Below are 18,035 nucleotides of genomic sequence, written 5' to 3'. Positions count from 1 at the left end.
GTATGCAAATTACCCGATTGATATTAAAAAATTGGCGGAATTTCCGTTCGGTGGATGTCACGCTCGGTCCGAGGACTTACGTACTAGGACCAAATGCCGCGGGCAAGTCGAACTTGCTGGAGGTTTTCCGTTTTTTGCGCACCATCGTGCAAGCCAAGGGCGGCGGCCTGCAGCAGGCGGTGGAACGCTGCGGTGGACTAAGCCGCCTGCGTAGCCTGCATGCGCGCAGAGACCCAGAAGTCCGCATCGAGGTCGAGGTAACGGACGATACGGCCCATAGCCCCCCCCACATATGGCACTACGTGTTGGCGCTGAAGTCCGAAGGCAAGGGGCAACAGCGACCTATCGTGACGCAAGAGCGTGTCATGCTGAACGGTCGTGAGATCGTTGTCCGTCCTAACGACGAAGACCGTAAGGACCCGGAACGGCTCACCCAGACGCATCTGGAACAGATCGCCACCAATGTCGAGTTTCGGGATTTATATGATTTTTTCGGCGCGACGACTTATCTACATTTGGTTCCCCAATTACTTAAACACGGCGACGAGATCAGCGGCCGTGTGCTGGAGCAGGATCCGTTCGGCCAGGGGTTGATGCAACGCATTGCAGCTACCCCGAAAAAGGTGCGCGATGCACGATTGCGGCGAATTCGATGGGCCGCACTCGATAAAGCCGTGCCGCTCTTTTCCGAGTTGCGTTTCGAACAAGATGTCGTAACAGGTATGTGGCATCTCGAGGCGAATTTCAAGCATTGGCGCGATAAGGGCGCATGGCAGCGCGAGAACCAGTTTTCCGACGGTACGCTGCGTCTCGTCGGCCTGCTCTGGGCCTTGCAGGACGGAGAAGGGTTACTCCTGCTGGAAGAACCCGAGCTCTCTCTGCACGAGGAGGTGGTACGAAGAATTCCACTACTCATCGACCGTGTGTTACGCGACTTGAAGCGGCGCGCCACCTCGCGACAAGTCATCGTTAGTACGCACAGTAAGGCGCTGTTGGACAGTGTATCGGATGCCACGATCTTGGTGATCGAGCCAGGCCCCAATGGGTCGACCGTCCGCCTACCGACGCCCGCAGAAACTGAACAAATGGAGCACGGCCTTACACCTGCTGAAGTCTTCGTTGCCAAAACGTGTCCTAAATCGGTCGAGCAGTTGGGGCTGTTCGAATGAAGCGGATACTCGTCGTTGGCGAAGATGCGTTGTGTTGCGCGCTGGGCAAGCGACTGGTGGAGGAAGTGATGCCTGGCTGGTCGTTGGCAGGCGAACCGATCAACAAGCGCGGCATCACAGAACTGGTACCGGCATTGCCGCGTTACCTCAATCAAGCGCGCTATGTGCAGCCCGTGTTGTGCATCGCGGATACCGATGGGCGCTGCGTGCGAGATTTGCTTCGGAAGTGGCTGTCGAGTTTGGAGATTCGGTCATGTGCATTCTATCTTAGGCTGGCCGTTACAGAGGCCGAAAGTTGGGTGCTGGCGGACAGAGAAAAGTTCGCAGTTCATTTTGGGGTCTCTGTGACTAAAATTCCTCATTGCACTGATGAAATCGATGATCCAAAGCGGTTAATTCTTTCTCTTGTTCGTAAATCGCGTAGTCGAATTCATCGGGTGGAAATGGTATCGGAGTCTGATGCCGGTAAGCCGGGTAGCGGTTATAATGAGCATTTGCAGTTTTTTGTAAAAGAGGTATGGCGTCCGTTAGTGGGTTGTTCCAATTCGGAGAGCCTTGCTCGAGCTGTTCGTCGGTTACGAGAGTTTGTTGGATCGATGGAAAGTATCTCGTGAATTATGTGTCGTTCGGTCATGATGCATGATGATGTTTGCCGGAGAGTTCTGCATTGAGACGAAGGTTACCGCGTGAATGCGTCTAAGATCATGATCGTCTATTCTAACTCCCGCCGCATTACCCGCCGTGCGCGGTGGACCACTGGCAGGCGACACGAGCAAGACAAGGCCAATTGCGTCCCTATCCACCGCGCGGTGAGCCTGCCGTTCGCGGGGGGTGAGAACCGCAAAATCGCGGTGAAGATCGTCGACGACTGGGGGATCGAGTCGCTGAAGGTGGTTCCCCTAGATTGAGCCCATGGGCATGGATTTGCTCGATCGGATCCTCGCCGCGGCGCTTGCGGGCGAGACGGACGACTGGGAGTTCAAGTCGGCCAAAGGTGGCTTGCCGCGCAGTTTCTGGGAAACCTATAGTGCCATGGCCAATTCGCAGGGGGGTGTCGTGGTGCTCGGGGCTGTCGAACACGAGGGGCGGATTCGGCTCGAAGGCTTGACGGACGCAGAGTTGTCGCGCTGCCGAAAGGCCCTGTGGGATGGGCTCAACAACCGCGGGCTGGTTAGTATCAATCTGGTACAGCCCGGACATATCCGCGTCATCGACATCGATGGCAAATCGTTACTCGTCGTCACCATTCCCCGCGCCAGCCGCACCCAACGGCCGGTTTATTTGCGGGGCAACCCGTTGGGTAACACCTACCAGCGCCGTCATGAGGGTGACTACCGGCTTGGTGACGTGGAGGTCCGCCGGATGTTGGCGGATGCCGACGAGTTACCCGTCGATCAGCGCATTCTTCCGGGTTTCGGTCTGTCCGATCTGGATGCGGCCACACTGCTGCAGTACCGCCAGCGCTTGCGTTTGGTCAAGGGTGATCATCCCTGGCTGGCCCTGCCGGACCAGGATCTGCTGGAACGACTGGGCGGCTGGCGCCGTGATCGCGTGACCGGACAGGAGGGGTTGACACTCGCGGGGCTGCTGATGTTCGGCAAAGATGCGGCCCTGCGCGACGCGGCGGCGGTTCCAAATTATTTCGTCGATTACCGGGAGAAGCTGGATCCGGCGCTGCGTTGGACCGATCGACTCTGCCCCGATGGGACTTGGGAGGCCAATCTGTTCCAGTTCTACACGCGGGTGTGGCCCAAACTGTCCGCGGGATTGCCCCAGCCCTTCCGTCTGGAGGGCGAGATGCGGCGTGATGAAACGCCCGCGCACGAGGCGCTGCGCGAGGCGTTCGTCAACGCCCTGATCCATGCGGATTACGTGGGTGTCGGAGGCGTGGTGGTCGAGCGCTATCCCGACCGGTTCGTGATCGAAAACCCGGGGACACTGCTGGTGTCGCTGCGGCAATACCACCAAGGGGGTGTGAGTGAGTGCCGCAACAAGTCGCTCCAGCAGATGTTTCTCCTGATCGGCGGTGGAGAGCGCGCGGGTTCCGGTGCCGACAAGATCCGTTCGGGGTGGCGAACGCAGCACTGGCGAGCACCGCGCCTCGATCTGTTCACGGAGCCCGACCGGGTCCGGTTGACCTTGCCGATGGTGAGCCTGATACCGGTGGAAACTTTGGAGTGGTTGCGCCGCTGGCTGGGTACGCGCATGGAGACGCTGACGTCGTCGGAGTTGCAGGCGTTGGCCACCGCAGCGCTGGAGGGTGCGGTATCCAACGCCCGTCTACAGGAACTGTTGAACGCGCATGCCGCGGACATCACGCGTACGCTGGCACGGCTGTGCGCCGAGGGGTTGTTGGTCTCCGACAACCGCCGGCGCTGGACGACGTACCGCTTGCCCGTCCATGGCAGCCAGGACGCATCGGCTGACGGCCACGAGGCTGTACGCACCGGCTCCGCACATTGGGATCCGGACTTCGCACATGTGGGGCCGGACTTCGCACATTTGCCTGCCGACTCCGTACGTTCCCCCTTGGGCTCCGCACGTTTGCGACCGGACTTCGCACACTCTCCAGAGGAATGGTCGGCGATGCAGGCCCTCGCGGCCAATGTGGCACAAACGCGCAAGGCTGCGCCAGAGCAGGTGCGACAGGCGATCATCGCGTTGTGCACCGGGCGCTTTCTGACCGCGGAGGCGCTGGGCGTGCTACTGGGGCGGCATCCCGGCGGTTTGCGCAGTCGTTATCTGAAGCCCATGGTGGAACAGCGCTTGTTGCGTCTGCGTTACCCGACCAGCGTACACCGTCCCGACCAAGCTTACACCGCGACGGAGACGACCGCGTGAATACGCCCAAGACGTTGATCATCAACTCCCCCTTCGAGCGCCCCACCCACCACTGGCGGCGCGGCAGCGACACGCGGCTGGAGCTGGTCGAGGGTCGCCGCCCGGCCGGCTACGAGATTTTCGACACGCGCAACAACACGGTGCGCGGCGTCGCGCTCGAACTCGTCAACCGCATCCGCGAGCGCGTGGATGCGTGGCGCGCAGTGGGCTATCCCGGCGTGACCGCCGTGACGCGGGCACTGCTCGACCATTGGCGCGACCCGGAGGCCAAGCGGCCCTATGCGTTTTACTTTTGCCAATTGGAGGCAATCGAGACGCTGATCTGGCACGTCGAGGCATCGCCTGAGTTTCGGCAGGGGATTGCCGTTCCCGGCGACGGTGGCCCGTTCGAGCGCCTGTGCAACAAGATGGCCACCGGCACGGGCAAAACCACCGTGATGGCGATGATCGTCACGTGGCAGGCGCTGAACGCACTCGCCTACCCCAAGCGCACCAAGGATTTCTCGCGCGCGATTTTCATCGTGGCACCAGGGCTCACGGTGAAGGAGCGGCTGCAGGTGCTCCAGCCGGGGCACCCGGAAAACTACTATGACGCCTTCGCCCTGTGCCCGAACGAGGCACTGCGGCAAAAGCTCAATCAGGTCGAACTGCTGATCGACAACTGGCACAGCCTGCTGCCGCTCAAGGACCCCGAGCGCTCGGTGGTGAGAAAGGGCGCGGAGAGTGACGAGGCGTATGTGCGCCGGGTCCTTGGCCGGCTCTCCGGCTACCGGGACATCGTCGTCATCAACGACGAGGCGCACCACGCGTATCGCAAGCCGGCCGAGGTCAAGATCAGCAAGAAGGATGCAGAGGCACTGGGCATCGACCTTGACGAGGCGACCCGCTGGATCGAAGGCCTGGACCGCATCCACAAGATGCGCCGCATCCGTCGCTGCTTCGACCTGTCGGCGACTCCGTTTGCGCCGACCGGTAAGACCAGCACCGAGGCGGCGCTTTTCCCCTGGGTGGTGTCGGACTTCGGATTGAACGATGCGATCGAGGCGGGGCTGGTGAAAACCCCGCGCGTCGTGATCCGCGACAACGCCCTGCCCAACGCACAGACCTATCGCAGCAAGCTGTATCACCTTTACCGCGAGCCCGAGGTGGCGGAGGATCTGAACCGGCGCGGTGCTGAAGCGCACGAGGCGCTGCCGCAACTGGTGCAGGAGGCGTATACCTTGCTGGGCGCGGATTGGCGGGAGACGCTACGGGCGTGGCGCGAGGCCGGCCACGTCTCGCCGCCGGTGATGCTGACCGTGTGCAACCGCACGGAAACGGCCGCGCGTATCGAGCACTACTTCCGGCACGGGGATGCGCACTGGCCGGAGCTCAATGCACCGCAGCGCACGTTGCGCGTCGATTCCAAGGTGCTGGAGAAGGCAGAAAGGGGTGAAGCCGCCTCGAGCGACAAGGCCTACGAGGAGGTGCTGCGCGCAATCGTGGAGGCTGCCGATATCCCCGAAGCGCGCAAGGTGCCCCTGCGGGAGATGAAGAAAGAGGAACTGCTGCGCGCGATTGTCGATAACGTGGGCAAGCGTGGCACGGCGGGGCAGGATCTGCAGAACGTGATCTCCGTGGCCATGCTGTCCGAAGGCTGGGACGCCAAGAACGTCACGCACATCATGGGCTTGCGCGCCTTCACCAGTCAGCTACTGTGCGAGCAGGTGATCGGCCGCGGCCTGCGCCGGGTGTCGTATGACACGGAACCGGTGGTCTGTCCGGACGGACAGATACGCGAGCTGTTCCGACCCGAGTTCGTCAACGTCTTCGGCGTCCCGCTGTCCATCTTCCAGGACATCGAGGGCGGGGGTGAGGCGCCGCCGCCGCCCAAACCCAGCACGCAGATCGAGGCACTTGCAGAGCGTGCCGAGCTGGAAATCGGCTGGCCCAACGTGCTGCGCGTCGATGTCATGTTGCGTCCCGAGCTGGTTGTGGACTGGTCGAAGATGCTGCCGCTCAAGATCGACCCTGCGCAAGTCCACGTCAGCGCCGATCTGGCGCCGGCGCTCGGTGGTGCGGCCGATCTGTCGAAGGCGGTATCCATCGACCTCGAGGCGCTGCCCGAGGAGTTTCGACTGCAACGGCTGCTGTTCCGTGCCGCGCACAAGGCCATGAACACGCTCGAGCATGGCTTCACGGGCGGTCGCGAGTTACTGATCCAGCAGCTCGTGCGGCTCACCGAGCAGTTTTTCAACTCCGACCGGCTGCAGATTCCGTCGTTGTTCCATCAGGATCCGCTGCGCAAACGCATCCTGATCGCGCTGTCCATCGACACGATCGTCGGGCACGTCGTCGCACAGATTCAGCAACAGAACCGCGAGCAAATGGAGCCCGTTTTCGACCCCGAGTTGCCAATCGGCTCGACCCGTCTGATGCGCACCTGGTACACCACCAAACCCTGTCTGGAGACGCGCAAGTCGCAAATCAGCCACGCCGTCGCCGACAGTACGTGGGAGCATTACACGACGTCGAGGTTGGAGGCGAGCGAGGAGGTCGTCGCTTACGCCAAAAACGATCATCTGGGCTATCAGATCCACTATTTGTGGCGGGGCAGCAAGCGCCGGTTCGTGCCCGATTACCTGATCCGCCTCGCAAACGGCAAACACCTAGTGCTCGAAATCAAAGGCGAGGACTCCGACCAGAACCGGGCCAAGCGCATGGCGCTGGATGCCTGGGTGCGCGCGGTCAACGCCCACGGCGGTTTCGGGGTTTGGTGTTGGGACGTGGTAAAGGCGGAGCCGTCGCGACTGTTCGATATTCTGCGGCACCATGCGCAGAGTGGAATCCACAGCGAACCGGTCGGTGAGCAGGTTCCTCGGATGGTCTGTGCTTGAATCGGGCTGTGATGGACGCGCCCCCACGCTTGCCAAACACTGGTTCCATGCACGGCATGCCAGTCAAACGACGTCGACCGCGTCCCGCGTTGGTGAGATGGGTCCGTGCAACATTGGCGGCCGGGCTGATCTCTTTGGCGAGCGGGGCCGCGTTCGGTGCCACGGACGGGCTGCGCGTCGAGGTCGTTGCCACGGGGCTCGTTCACCCGTGGGCGGTGGCGTTCCTGCCGGACGGGCGTTTTCTGGTCACCGAGCGGCCCGGGCGGCTGCGGGTGATCGGCGCGGACGGGCGCGTCGGCCCCCTGGTGGCCGCGGTGCCGCGCGTCGATGCGGTGGGGCAGGGCGGACTGCTGGACCTGGTGCTCGACAGCGACTTTGCGCGCAACCGCACGCTGTATTTTTGTTATGCCGAGCCGGACCCGCAGGGGCAGGGCAATTCGACCGCGCTGGCGCGGGCGGTGTTGTCGGCGGACGCCAGCCGGCTGCAGGAGGTGCGGGTGATTTTTCGCCAGCAGCCGCGCACCGCGAGCCGCCTGCATTTCGGCTGCCGTATCGTCGAGGCGCCGGACGGCACGCTGTTCCTGACGCTGGGGGAGCGCTACCAGCGCATGGCCGACGCTCAGACGCTGGACAATCACCACGGCAAGGTGGTGCGCGTGACCAAAGAGGGCGCGGTGCCGCCGGACAACCCGCTCGTGGGGCGCGCCGGCGCGCTGCCCGAAATCTGGAGCTGGGGGCATCGCAATCCGCAAGGTGCGGCGTGGGGGCCGGACGGGCGGTTGTGGATCCACGAGCACGGCCCGCAGGGCGGCGACGAGCTCAACCGGCCCGAGCGTGGGGGCAACCACGGCTGGCCGGTGGTGACGTTCGGCGAGCAGTATGGGGGCGGGCCGATCGGTGAGGGCACGCACAAGCCCGGCATGGTGTCGCCGCTGTACCACTGGACGCCGTCGATCGCGCCGTCGGGTATGGCGTTCCTCACGAGCGACCGCTACGGCGCGGCGTGGCGCGGCAACCTGTTCATCGGCGCGCTGCGCGGGCAGCACCTGGTGCGGCTGGAGCTGGACGGCACGCGGGTCGTGCGGGAACACCGGCTGCTCACCGGGGGGCGCGAGCGCATCCGCGACGTGCGCCAGGGGCCGGACGGCTGGCTGTACGTACTGACCGACGCGCCGGATGGTCGGTTGCTGCGGTTGCTGCCGGCGCGCTGAGCCGGTCCGAAGCCTCCCTCAGGTGGACCAGGGATTGAGGGTCACGACGGGCAGACCGGCGAAATCCTTGCTGTTGCGTGTGACCAGCACCAGGTCGTGGGTCAGCGCCGTGGCGGCCAGCAGGCTTTCGATCGCGGGCAGTGGGCGGCCTGCCGCGGCCACCAGCCGGCCCCAACGATCGGCGACGGCGCGGTCGATCGGCAGCACGCGCCCGGTGAAAAAAGCCGGCAAATCCGTTTCCAGCCAATCGAGCAGGGCCTGTCGCCGGCGGTCGTCCGTCACCCCCTCGATGCCCTTGCGAATCTCGCCGAGGGTCAGGACCGATACGTACAGCGTCGTGGCGGGCCGCTGCGCAAACCACGCGGCCACACCGGGGTCCGGAGACCTGCGCCGCAGTTCGGACAGGACGTTGGTATCGATGAGGTAGCTCAAAGCACCACCTCGCGCGTGCGGCTCGGATCACGCGCGAAAGCGATGTCCTCCTCGCCGTAGAGCGGCGAGCGCCGCATGAAGTCCAGCAGCGACTCGCTCGCCTGGGCCAGACGTTCGAACGTCTCGCGCGAGACGACGATGGCCACCGGTTCACCGTGGACCGTGATCGCCTGGGGCTGTTCGCGGGCGCACTTGACCAGCTCGGACAACCGGGCTTTGGCTTGTTGCATTTGCCATGTCTGCATGGCGTCACCTCGCTTCTGACCAGTTAGGTCAGATTCTAAGCGGCGTCGCGCCGGCCGGTGATCCGCTCGGTTCGCCGCCGGTCGGCCACGCCCGCGGTACGATCGGGGCATGACCGTTTGGACGTTGCAACAGGCCGTGCGCGCCAATCCCGTGCTCGCCGACGTGGCCGAGCGCGCGTGGGCGTCGCGCCGGCTGCTGCAGCGCGTACAGGTGCACCTGCCGCCGATGTTGCGGCCACAGGTGACGGCCGGGCCGCTGGAGGCGCAGACGTGGTGCCTGCTCGCGGCCAATCCGTCGGTCGCGGCCAAGGTGCGGCAGCTCGCGCCGGTATTGCTGGCGGCCGCGCGTGCCACCGGTGCCGACGTGCAGACGCTGCAGGTTCGGGTGATGGGCCGCGAGACCCGGGAAGGCCGCGGGAGCGCGCCGCGCTAGCGCCCGGCCGCGCGGGGCTACAATGCCCGGATCGCCGGGACCGGGTGCGGACCCGGTGTCTTCGTTGCGCCGCCGTAAAAGCGCGCGATCCACGCATTGCAAGAGCCGCGCACCCCGCTGGGGCCGGCGCGGTAGAGACTTCATGGCCATTCCTCTGTTGACCAAACTGTTTGGCAGCCGCAACGACCGGCTGCTCAAGGGTTACCGCAAGATCGTCGAGCGCATCAACGCGCTGGAGGCGGGGCTGCAGGTGCTCAGCGATGAGCAGCTGCAGGCCAAGACGGCCGAGTTCAAGCAGCGGCTGGCCAATGGCGAGACGCTCGACGCGCTGCTGCCCGAGGCCTTTGCCGTCGTACGCGAGGCGAGCCGGCGCGTGATGAAGATGCGCCACTTCGACGTGCAGCTGATGGGCGGCATCGCGCTGCACCAGGGCAAGATCGCCGAGATGCGCACGGGCGAGGGCAAGACGCTGACCGCGACGCTGCCGGTGTACCTCAACGCCCTCACGGGCAAGGGTGTGCACGTGGTGACCGTCAACGACTACCTCGCCAGCCGCGACGCCGAGTGGATGGGGCGGCTGTACAACTGGCTGGGCTTGAGCGTCGGCGTGAACCTGCCGATGATGTCGCGCGAGCAAAAGCAAGCTGCCTACGCCGCCGACATTACCTACGGCACGAACAACGAGTACGGTTTCGACTACCTGCGCGACAACATGGTGTACGAGCCGCGCGACCGCGTGCAGCGCGGCCTGCACTACGCGATCGTGGACGAGGTGGACTCGATCCTGATCGACGAGGCGCGCACGCCGCTCATCATCAGCGGGCAGGCGGAGGACCACACGGAGCTGTACCGCAAGATCCGCACGCTCGTGCCGCTGCTGACGCGCCAGGAGGGCGAGGCCGATCCTCGCACCGGCGAGGGCGTGATCAAGCCCGGCGACTTCACCGTTGACGAAAAGTCGCACCAGATCCACCTGACCGAGCAGGGGCACGAGCGCGCCGAGGAGCTGCTGGCCCGCGCCGGGTTGCTGCCGGAGGGGGCGTCGCTGTACGACCCGGCCAACATCACGCTGCTGCACCACCTGGTGACGGCGCTCAAGGCCGAGCACCTGTACCACCGTGACCAGCACTACGTGGTGCAAAACGGCGAGGTCGTGATCGTCGACGAGTTCACCGGCCGCCTGATGGCGGGGCGGCGCTGGAGCGACGGGCTGCACCAGGCGGTGGAGGCGAAGGAAGGCGTGGCGATCCAGCCGGAGAACCAGACGCTGGCCTCGATCACGTTCCAGAACTACTTCCGCCTCTATGAAAAGCTGGCCGGCATGACCGGCACCGCCGACACCGAGGCGTACGAGTTCCAGGAGATCTACGGGCTGGAGACGGTGGTCATTCCGCCCAACAAGCCCAGCCAGCGCCGCGACGAGCAGGACCGCGTCTACAAGACGACGGCGGAGAAATACCGCGCGGTGATTGCCGACATCCGCGAGTGCCACGAGCGGGGCCAGCCGGTGCTGGTCGGGACGTCGTCGATCGAAAACTCCGAAATCGTCTCGCAGCTGCTGCAGCGCGAAGGGCTGCCGCACGAGGTGCTCAACGCCAAGCAGCACGCGCGCGAGGCCGAGATCATCGCCCAGGCCGGGCGTCCCGGGGCCATCACCATCGCGACCAACATGGCCGGGCGCGGCACCGACATCGTGCTCGGGGGCAACCTGGAGAAGATGATCGCCGCGGTCGAGGCCGACGCCGCGCTGGACGACGCGGCCAAGCAGCAGCGCATCGAGCAGCTGCGCGCGCAATGGCAGGCCGACCACGAGAAGGTGAAGGCCCTGGGCGGCCTGCGCATCATCGGCACCGAGCGGCATGAGAGCCGCCGCATCGACAACCAGCTGCGCGGCCGCGCCGGTCGCCAGGGCGACCCGGGTTCGTCGCGCTTTTACCTGTCGCTGGACGACCCGCTGATGCGCATCTTTGCGGGCGATCGCGTGCGCGCGATCATGGACCGGCTCAAGATGCCCGAGGGCGAGGCGATCGAGGCCGGCATCGTCACCCGCTCCATCGAAAGCGCGCAGCGCAAGGTCGAGGCGCGCAACTTCGACATCCGCAAGCAGCTGCTCGAGTATGACGACGTCGCCAACGACCAGCGCAAGGTCATCTACCAGCAGCGCAACGACATCCTGGACGCCGAGGACCTGTCGGCGCAGGTCGCGTCGCTGCGCGAGGGGTGCCTGACGGACCTCGTGCGCCGGTACGTACCCGCGGGCAGCGTCGAGGAACAGTGGGACCTGCCGGGCCTGCAGAAGGTACTGGCGGAGGAATATGGCCTTGCGCTCGACCTCGTCGGCGAACTGGAGCGCGCCGAGGCGATGGACGACGAGGACATCGTGCGCCGCGTGGTCGAGGCCGCGCACGCCGCGTATGAAGCCAAGGTGGCGCAGGCCGGGCGTGCGGCGTTCACGCCCTTCGAGCGCGTGGTGCTGCTGCAGACGCTGGACCAGCACTGGCGCGACCACCTGAGCGCGCTGGACTACCTGCGCCAGGGCATCCACCTGCGCGGCTACGCGCAAAAGCAGCCCAAGCAGGAGTACAAGCGCGAGGCGTTCCAGCTCTTTGCGCAGATGCTCGACGCCGTGCGCGACGAGGTCACGCGCATCCTGATGAACGTGCGCGTGCAGTCGCCCGAGCAGGTGAGCGACGCGGCGCAGCAGATGGAGCACGACGCCGAACGGCTGCGCAACGTGACCTACACCGCGCCGACCGAGACCGGCGAGGCCGAAACCACCGCCGACCAGGGGCTGCTGAGCCAGCCCGCGGCGCCGGCCGTGCCGCGCGTCGGGCGCAACGACCCCTGTCCCTGCGGCAGCGGCAAGAAATACAAGCACTGCCACGGCAAGCTGACCTGAACCTTGGAGCCCCCCCCATGGCCGTCAACTGGACCGCGCCCGAACCCCACACCTTGTTGCCCGTGCCGGGCGTGCGCCTGGGCGTCGCCGAAGCGGGCATCCGCAAGGCCGCCCGCAAAGACCTGACCGTCATCGCACTCGACCCCGGGGCGGCGGTGGGCGGGGTCTTTACGCGCAACCGCTACTGCGCCGCGCCGGTGCAGGTGTGCCGCGAGCACCTGGCGGCGGATATGGGCATCCGCGCGCTCGTCATCAACACCGGCTGCGCCAACGCCGGTACGGGGGAGCAGGGTCTCATCGATGCCCGCACCGTGTGCGTGGCGCTGGCGCAAAAGCTCGGCGTATCGCCGCAGGAGATCCTGCCGTTTTCGACCGGGGTGATCATGGAGCCGCTGCCGGTGCAGCGCGTGATCGACGGGCTGCCGGCGGCGATTGCCGACCTGGGTGAGGACGGCGCGTACTGGTTGCGCGCGGCCGAGGGAATCATGACCACCGACACCGTGCCCAAGGCCGCCAGCAGCCGCGCCACCGTCGATGGCGTGCCGGTGACGGTCACCGGCATCGCCAAGGGGGCGGGCATGATCCGCCCCAACATGGCGACGATGCTGGGCTTCGTCGCCACGGACGCCGCGGTGGACCCGGCGCTGATGCCGACGCTCGTGCGCCGCGTGGCCGACGCGTCGTTCAACCGCATCACGGTCGATGGCGACACGTCCACCAACGACTCGTTCATCGTCATCGCCACGGGCCGTGCGGGGCACCCGCCGGTGACGTCGCTCGACGGCCCTGCGGGGGAGGCGCTGCTGGCGGCGCTGACCGAGGTGGCGCGGACGCTGGCGCACGCGATCGTGCGCGACGGCGAGGGGGCCACGAAGTTCATCACCGTGCGCGTCGAGGGTGGCCGCGACGCCGACGAGTGCCTGAAGGTGGCGTATGCGATCGCGCACTCGCCGCTGGTCAAGACGGCGTTCTTCGCCAGCGACCCGAATCTCGGGCGGATTTTGGCCGCGGTGGGCTACGCCGGCATCGACGACCTGGACCAAGGCCGTATCGAGCTGTACCTGGACGACGTGCACGTGGTCACGCGCGGCGGACGCCACCCGGCCTACCGCGAGGAGGACGGTGCGCGCGTGATGAAGCAAAGCGAGATCACCATTCGGGTGGATCTGGGGCGCGGGACCGCCAGCGAAACCGTGTGGACCTGCGACCTCAGCCACGACTACGTCAGCATCAACGCCGACTACCGCAGCTGACGCGCCCATGAACGAACGGTTCGAACGACTGCTCGCGCGGGCGGACGCGCTGATCGCCCGCATCGAGGCCATCCTGCCGCAGCCGCTCGGCGCGCCGGACTGGGGAGCGTCCGTGGCCTTCCGCTACCGCAAGCGCGGCGCGCACGGGGTGCTGGAGCCGGTGCGGCACGTCGCAACCATCCGGCTCGACGACCTGCGCGAGATCGACGAGCAAAAAGCCAAGGTGCAGCGCAACACCGAGCGCTTCGTCGCGGGGCTGCCGGCCAACAACGTGCTGCTCACCGGCGCCCGCGGCACCGGCAAGAGCTCGCTGATCAAGGCCTGCCTCAACGCCTACGCGGACCGGGGGCTGCGCCTGATCGAGGTGGACAAGGCCGACCTGACCGACCTGCCGGACATCGTGGACGTGGTCGCGGGGCGGCCGGAGCGCTTCATCGTTTTTTGCGACGACCTCAGCTTCGAGGAGGGCGAGTCCGGCTACAAAGCGCTCAAGTCGATCCTCGACGGGTCGGTGGCGGCGGCCAGCCCCAATGTGCTGATCTACGCCACCAGCAACCGGCGCCACTTGCTGCCGGAGTACCTGCGCGAAAACCTCACCTACACCCACACCGACGACGGCGAGGTGCACCCCGGCGAGGCGGTGGAGGAAAAAATTTCGCTTTCCGAGCGCTTCGGGCTGTGGGTGAGCTTTTACCCGTTCAGCCAGGACGAGTACCTGGCCGTGGTGGCGCAGTGGCTGCGCCACTATGGGTTGGACGAGGCGGCGATCGAGGCGGCGCGGCCGCAGGCGCTGGTGTGGGCGCTGGAGCGTGGCTCGCGCAGCGGCCGCGTGGCGTATCAGTTTGCCCGCGATTATGTCGGGCAGCGCGATCGGCAGGCGGCGCCCCCTGCATGAGGGCATGCGGTCCCCAACCGAGGTGCTCACCGTGGACCCCGCATCCGATGTGCTGATCGTGCACCCGGAGCAGCCGCGCGTGGGCGATCGGCGCTTGATCGACGTCGCAGTCGGCATCGTGTGGGACGGGCAGGGGCGGTTCCTGCTGACCACCCGTCCGCCGGGCAAGGCGTACGCGGGGTACTGGGAGTTTCCGGGCGGCAAGCTGGAGGCAGGCGAGACGGTGGCGCAGGCCCTGACGCGCGAGCTGCACGAGGAAATCGGCATCGACGTGCACGCGGTGCAACCGTGGCGCGAATGGGTGGTGGACTATCCGCACGCCCGGGTGCGGCTGCACGTGGGCTGTGTGTGGGACTGGTCCGGCGCGCTGCACATGCGCGAGGGGCAGCAGTCCGCCTGGCAGCACCTGCCGGTGAACGTATCGCCGGTGTTGCCGGGCACGGTGCCGATCCTCGAAGCCCTGGGGCACGCGCGGGACATGCGGGCATTCCCGATGACACGTCCCCCCACCCAGGGGTAAGATGCATCGCCAAGGGCGGGGAGGTCCCGCGCAGGAGGCGATGGCATGCAAGGATTGGTGACGTTCCGCTTTCCCCCGGGCACCTGCATCGTGCAGGCCCAGCCACCCGAGCGCCCGGCGGTGACGCTACTGTCGCCGGGCGTGTCCGTGATGACCGACCTGACCGAGGTGCGCGCTGCCACCACGAGCCCGCGTGAGACGCTGCGCGCCGCGCGCGAAACGATGATCCACCAGGGGGTGCGGCTGCTGTTCGTGGTCGAGACGATGCCGTGCGTCGAGGGGGTGGTCACCGCTGCCGACCTGGAGGGCGAGCGGCCGATGCAGGCGCTGCAGCGCCGCGGCGTCACCTACGACGAGCTGACGGTGGCCGACGTGATGACGCCGCTCAGCGAGTTCGATGCGATCGACTACGCCGAGCTGCGCCGCAGCAACGTCGGCGACGTGATCCAGACCCTCAAGCGCGTGGGGCGGCGCCACCTGCTGGTCGCCGAGGCCGCCACGGCCGCGGCCGGCCCGCGCATCCGCGGCATCATCTCGCACACGCAGATCGAGCGCCAGCTGGGGCAGCCGATCGACGTGCTCGACGTCGCGGCGACGTTCTCCGAGATCCGGGCGTCGCTCGCGGCTTAGTGCAGCGCCGGCGGATTGCCGGCAGCGTCGGCGTCCGGCGGAGTCGGGTCGGGGACGCGAAATCGCTCGCTCGCCCAGCCGCCCAGGTCGATCTGACGGCAGCGCTCGCTGCAAAACGGCCGCCAGCGGTTGTCCGGCGCGTAGCGCGCCGGCCCGCCACATGTCGGGCAGCGCACGGTGCGGGGCGTCGGCGTTTCGTTCATGCGCACAGGTGCACTTCAAACTCGGCGTCGGCGTCCGCCGCGTGTTCCAGCCGTCCGTCCTCGGTGCGGCGCAGCAACCGCACCGAAAAGAGCAGCCGGTTGCCGCTGATTTCCGGAATCAGCCCGCTGCTCGGATCGATCCACAACCGCAGCAGCTGGAAGGTGCGCGTTTGCGGCAGGTTCTGCTGATACTGACCCTGCGTCGCATAGACCTTTTGCGCGAGGCCCGATTCGCGCAGGAGCTTGAGCAGCAGTTGCACCGGCTCGGCCAAGCACGCGATCTCGCCGGCCCAGCGCGCCAGATCGGCCTGCCGCTGCTCCGGGGGGCGGTGCTGCCAGTCGTGGTAGGCCGGCAGGTCGAAAGCGCAGGTGCCACCGGGGATCGCGATGCGGTTGCGCACCGACGTCAGCCACTCGATGCCCGCCAGCGCGTGACCGGCCTTGCCCTCGTCGTCGCGCAGGGCGGTATAGCACGCATCGATGTGCGCAATGAGCTGTTCCAGCGCGGTTTCCGAGATGGCTGGGTTGCCCCGATACCCGTTGAAGACCTGCTTGTGCCGCTCCAAGTCCTTCAGGATTTCGGTCTTCAGGTCCGCGCGCGCCCCGACCTCCATGATTTCGAACAGCGTCTGAATCGCGAAGTGGTGGTCGAGCGGGTGGGTGCGCCCGATCAGCGCCGCCAGCCGCCGCAGCAGGTGCTCCAGCCGCAGATAGGTACGGATGCGCTCGTTGAAAGGGTATTCGTACAGAATCACGCGGGCATCATAGCGGCATTCCCCGCCATTCCCACGCGGCGCGCACGCGCGCGCGCAGGGTGTCGAGGTCGATGCCATCGTTGTCGATCACCACGTCGGCGGCGGCCAGCCGCTGCGCCCGGCTGGCCTGCTGCGCCAGCACGGCGAGCACCTGTTCGCGCGGCCAGCCGTTGCGTGCCATGACGCGCTGAATCTGTGTCTCCGGCGTGCAGTCCACCACCCAGACGCGATCGCACCGCTGCCGCCACGCGTCGGACTCGACCAGCAGCGGCAGGTCGAGCACGATGGTGTCGGCCGTGCACGCGGCGATACGGCGGTCGATCTCGGCGCGCACGATCGGGTGGATGATCGCCTCCAGCCGCGCCTTGGCCTCGGGGTCGGCGAAGACGAGGGCGCGCATGCGGTCGCGGTCCAGCGCGCCGTCCGCCCGGATGTAGTCGGCGCCGAAGGTCCGGCGGATGGCGTCGATCGCGGCGCCACCGGGCGCCGTGCTGGCGCGCGAAAGGGCGTCGGCGTCGACCACGGGGGCGCCCAGTTCGGTCAGTATCGCGGCGACCGTGCTCTTGCCGCTGCCGATGCCGCCGGTGAGCCCGATGCGCAGCGGCCGCCGGGTCTCAGGCGCGCTCACAGGCCGAGCACCCCCAACACCTGCCGCGGCCCCAGCGCCCACACCAGCAACCCGCCAAAGGCCAGAAACGGCCCGAACGGCACGTAACGCCCTTCGCGCAGCGTCTGCATCGCCTTCATCGCCAGCCCGACCACGGCACCGAGCGCGGACGCCACCAGCACGATGGGGATCAGTGCCTGCCAGCCGAGCCACGCCCCGAGTCCCGCGAGCAGCTTGAAGTCGCCGTACCCCATGCCTTCCTTGCCGGTCAGGAGCTTGAACGCCCAATACACGCTCCACAGGCTCAGGTAGCCGGCCACCGCGCCCCACAGCGCATCGGCGAGCGTCACGCCGCTCCAGCCGAGCGCGGCGGCGATCAACCCCGCCCACGCCAGCGGCAGCGTGATGTCGTCCGGCAGCAGCGTCGTGTCCCAGTCGATGAACGCCAGCGCCAGCACCGCCGCCGCAAAGCCCCACCACGCCAGCGTCGGCCACGCGGCCCCGTGGCGCGCGAACACGATGGCAAACGCCACCCCGGTCAGCACCTCCACCAGCGGGTAGCGCCACGCGATGGGCGCACCGCACGCCGCGCAGCGCCCGCGCAGCAGCAGCCAGCCGAGCACGGGGATGTTGTGGTACCAGCGTATCGGAGTCTTACACGCCGGGCAGTGGGAGGCGGGGTAGAGCAGGTCGAAGCGGGACGATTCGCTGGGTAGGGGGGGCGCGCCACTCTGGGGGGCTTGCAGCGCCGCGCACTCCGCGGCCCAGCGGCGTTCCAGCATTCGTGGCAGGCGGTGGATAACCACGTTGAGAAAACTGCCGACGATCAGCCCAAGCAGGGCCGCCGCCGACCAGCCCCACGGCCCGAGCGCGGCCGGATCGAGTAGCGTCGTGGACATGCCGCGATCGTAACCGCAACGCCGCGGCGCCGGTCAGGCCGCCAGCCGGAAGCGGTTGATCTGGCGCCGCAGCCGGTGCACCGAACCTGCTCGCGACGGGGATGCGTGCACAGCGAAGCGCTCACCCCGGCTCGGGGGCTGCCACGCAAGGGGGCCCCGGGGATCAT

The 18,035-nt window shown here is 66.8% G+C and carries 18 protein-coding genes; 12 read left to right on the top strand and 6 right to left on the bottom strand.

Going from position 1 to position 18,035, the window contains the following annotated elements:
- Positions 1 to 2 precede the first annotated feature (2 nt).
- The 6 genes from LCC91_RS08075 to LCC91_RS08050 all read left to right on the top strand — a co-directional run bounded on the left by LCC91_RS08075 (position 3) and on the right by LCC91_RS08050 (position 8,097).
- Positions 3 to 1,169 carry an AAA family ATPase gene (locus LCC91_RS08075; protein WP_043698853.1) on the top strand — a complete coding sequence of 389 codons (1,167 nt, stop codon included), beginning with the start codon at positions 3 to 5 and terminating at the stop codon, positions 1,167 to 1,169.
- Positions 1,166 to 1,783 (top strand): hypothetical protein, encoded by a 618-nt coding sequence (locus LCC91_RS08070; protein WP_143897544.1) that lies wholly within the window; start codon positions 1,166 to 1,168, stop codon positions 1,781 to 1,783. The genes LCC91_RS08075 and LCC91_RS08070 overlap by 4 nt, the downstream gene beginning before the upstream one ends.
- 90 nt (positions 1,784 to 1,873) lie before the next feature.
- Entirely contained in the window at positions 1,874 to 2,077 is a 204-nt protein-coding gene (locus LCC91_RS08065) for a hypothetical protein (RefSeq protein WP_043698851.1), read from the top strand.
- A 10-nt stretch (positions 2,078 to 2,087) separates the two neighbouring features.
- The gene (locus tag LCC91_RS08060) at positions 2,088 to 4,010 is read left to right on the top strand and encodes an RNA-binding domain-containing protein (protein ID WP_185974871.1); all 1,923 of its coding nucleotides are present in this window, start codon (positions 2,088 to 2,090) and stop codon (positions 4,008 to 4,010) included.
- Entirely contained in the window at positions 4,007 to 6,886 is a 2,880-nt protein-coding gene (locus LCC91_RS08055; RefSeq protein WP_143897546.1) for a BPTD_3080 family restriction endonuclease, read from the top strand. Before LCC91_RS08060 ends, LCC91_RS08055 begins: the two co-directional genes overlap by 4 nt.
- Before the next feature lie 56 nt (positions 6,887 to 6,942).
- Positions 6,943 to 8,097, top strand: coding sequence for a PQQ-dependent sugar dehydrogenase (locus LCC91_RS08050; RefSeq protein WP_082007453.1), 1,155 nt, complete (start codon positions 6,943 to 6,945; stop codon positions 8,095 to 8,097).
- 18 nt (positions 8,098 to 8,115) lie between these two features.
- Here LCC91_RS08050 and LCC91_RS08045 read toward each other — a convergent pair whose 3' ends face one another.
- Entirely contained in the window at positions 8,116 to 8,529 is a 414-nt protein-coding gene (locus LCC91_RS08045; RefSeq protein WP_143897548.1) for a type II toxin-antitoxin system VapC family toxin, read from the bottom strand.
- Positions 8,526 to 8,774 carry a type II toxin-antitoxin system Phd/YefM family antitoxin gene (locus tag LCC91_RS08040; protein ID WP_043700651.1) on the bottom strand — a complete coding sequence of 83 codons (249 nt, stop codon included), beginning with the start codon at positions 8,772 to 8,774 and terminating at the stop codon, positions 8,526 to 8,528. The genes LCC91_RS08045 and LCC91_RS08040 overlap by 4 nt, the downstream gene beginning before the upstream one ends.
- Before the next feature lie 109 nt (positions 8,775 to 8,883).
- On the opposite strand from LCC91_RS08040, the gene LCC91_RS08035 reads away from it, so the two are divergent.
- From LCC91_RS08035 to LCC91_RS08010, 6 genes are all read left to right on the top strand, one after another.
- Entirely contained in the window at positions 8,884 to 9,207 is a 324-nt protein-coding gene (locus tag LCC91_RS08035; RefSeq protein WP_052231543.1) for a DciA family protein, read from the top strand.
- Between the two features lie 142 nt (positions 9,208 to 9,349).
- Entirely contained in the window at positions 9,350 to 12,106 is a 2,757-nt protein-coding gene (secA, locus tag LCC91_RS08030; RefSeq protein WP_043700650.1) for a preprotein translocase subunit SecA, read from the top strand.
- A 17-nt stretch (positions 12,107 to 12,123) separates the two neighbouring features.
- The gene (gene argJ / locus LCC91_RS08025; RefSeq protein ID WP_043700649.1) at positions 12,124 to 13,359 is read left to right on the top strand and encodes a bifunctional glutamate N-acetyltransferase/amino-acid acetyltransferase ArgJ; all 1,236 of its coding nucleotides are present in this window, start codon (positions 12,124 to 12,126) and stop codon (positions 13,357 to 13,359) included.
- 7 nt (positions 13,360 to 13,366) lie between these two features.
- The gene (locus LCC91_RS08020; RefSeq protein WP_043700647.1) at positions 13,367 to 14,254 is read left to right on the top strand and encodes an ATP-binding protein; all 888 of its coding nucleotides are present in this window, start codon (positions 13,367 to 13,369) and stop codon (positions 14,252 to 14,254) included.
- 4 nt (positions 14,255 to 14,258) lie between these two features.
- The gene (locus tag LCC91_RS08015) at positions 14,259 to 14,774 is read left to right on the top strand and encodes an NUDIX domain-containing protein (protein ID WP_052231546.1); all 516 of its coding nucleotides are present in this window, start codon (positions 14,259 to 14,261) and stop codon (positions 14,772 to 14,774) included.
- A gap of 45 nt (positions 14,775 to 14,819) precedes the next feature.
- Positions 14,820 to 15,404, top strand: coding sequence for a CBS domain-containing protein (locus tag LCC91_RS08010; protein WP_043700646.1), 585 nt, complete (start codon positions 14,820 to 14,822; stop codon positions 15,402 to 15,404).
- Here LCC91_RS08010 and LCC91_RS08005 read toward each other — a convergent pair.
- Genes LCC91_RS08005 through LCC91_RS07990 form a run of 4 tightly spaced genes read right to left on the bottom strand, consistent with a single transcriptional unit; the run spans position 15,401 to position 17,868 of the window.
- Positions 15,401 to 15,607 carry a DNA gyrase inhibitor YacG gene (locus tag LCC91_RS08005; protein ID WP_043700645.1) on the bottom strand — a complete coding sequence of 69 codons (207 nt, stop codon included), beginning with the start codon at positions 15,605 to 15,607 and terminating at the stop codon, positions 15,401 to 15,403. The genes LCC91_RS08010 and LCC91_RS08005 overlap by 4 nt on opposite strands.
- A complete protein-coding gene (gene zapD / locus LCC91_RS08000; RefSeq protein WP_043700644.1) occupies positions 15,604 to 16,362 on the bottom strand; it encodes a cell division protein ZapD in 759 nt (252 codons plus the stop codon). The genes LCC91_RS08005 and zapD overlap by 4 nt, the downstream gene beginning before the upstream one ends.
- A gap of 7 nt (positions 16,363 to 16,369) precedes the next feature.
- Positions 16,370 to 16,990: a dephospho-CoA kinase gene (gene coaE / locus LCC91_RS07995; RefSeq protein WP_043700642.1), complete on the bottom strand. Its 621-nt coding sequence runs from the start codon at positions 16,988 to 16,990 to the stop codon at positions 16,370 to 16,372.
- Positions 16,987 to 17,868, bottom strand: a complete 882-nt coding sequence (locus tag LCC91_RS07990; protein ID WP_043700641.1) for a prepilin peptidase — start codon at positions 17,866 to 17,868, stop codon at positions 16,987 to 16,989. Before LCC91_RS07990 ends, coaE begins: the two co-directional genes overlap by 4 nt.
- Positions 17,869 to 18,035 lie beyond the last annotated feature (167 nt).

Source organism: Tepidimonas taiwanensis (assembly GCF_020162115.1).
Classification (GTDB): domain Bacteria; phylum Pseudomonadota; class Gammaproteobacteria; order Burkholderiales; family Burkholderiaceae_C; genus Tepidimonas; species Tepidimonas taiwanensis.
Note: the sequence above shows the minus strand (reverse complement) of the source record. Positions and strands in the feature narration are given on the sequence as shown.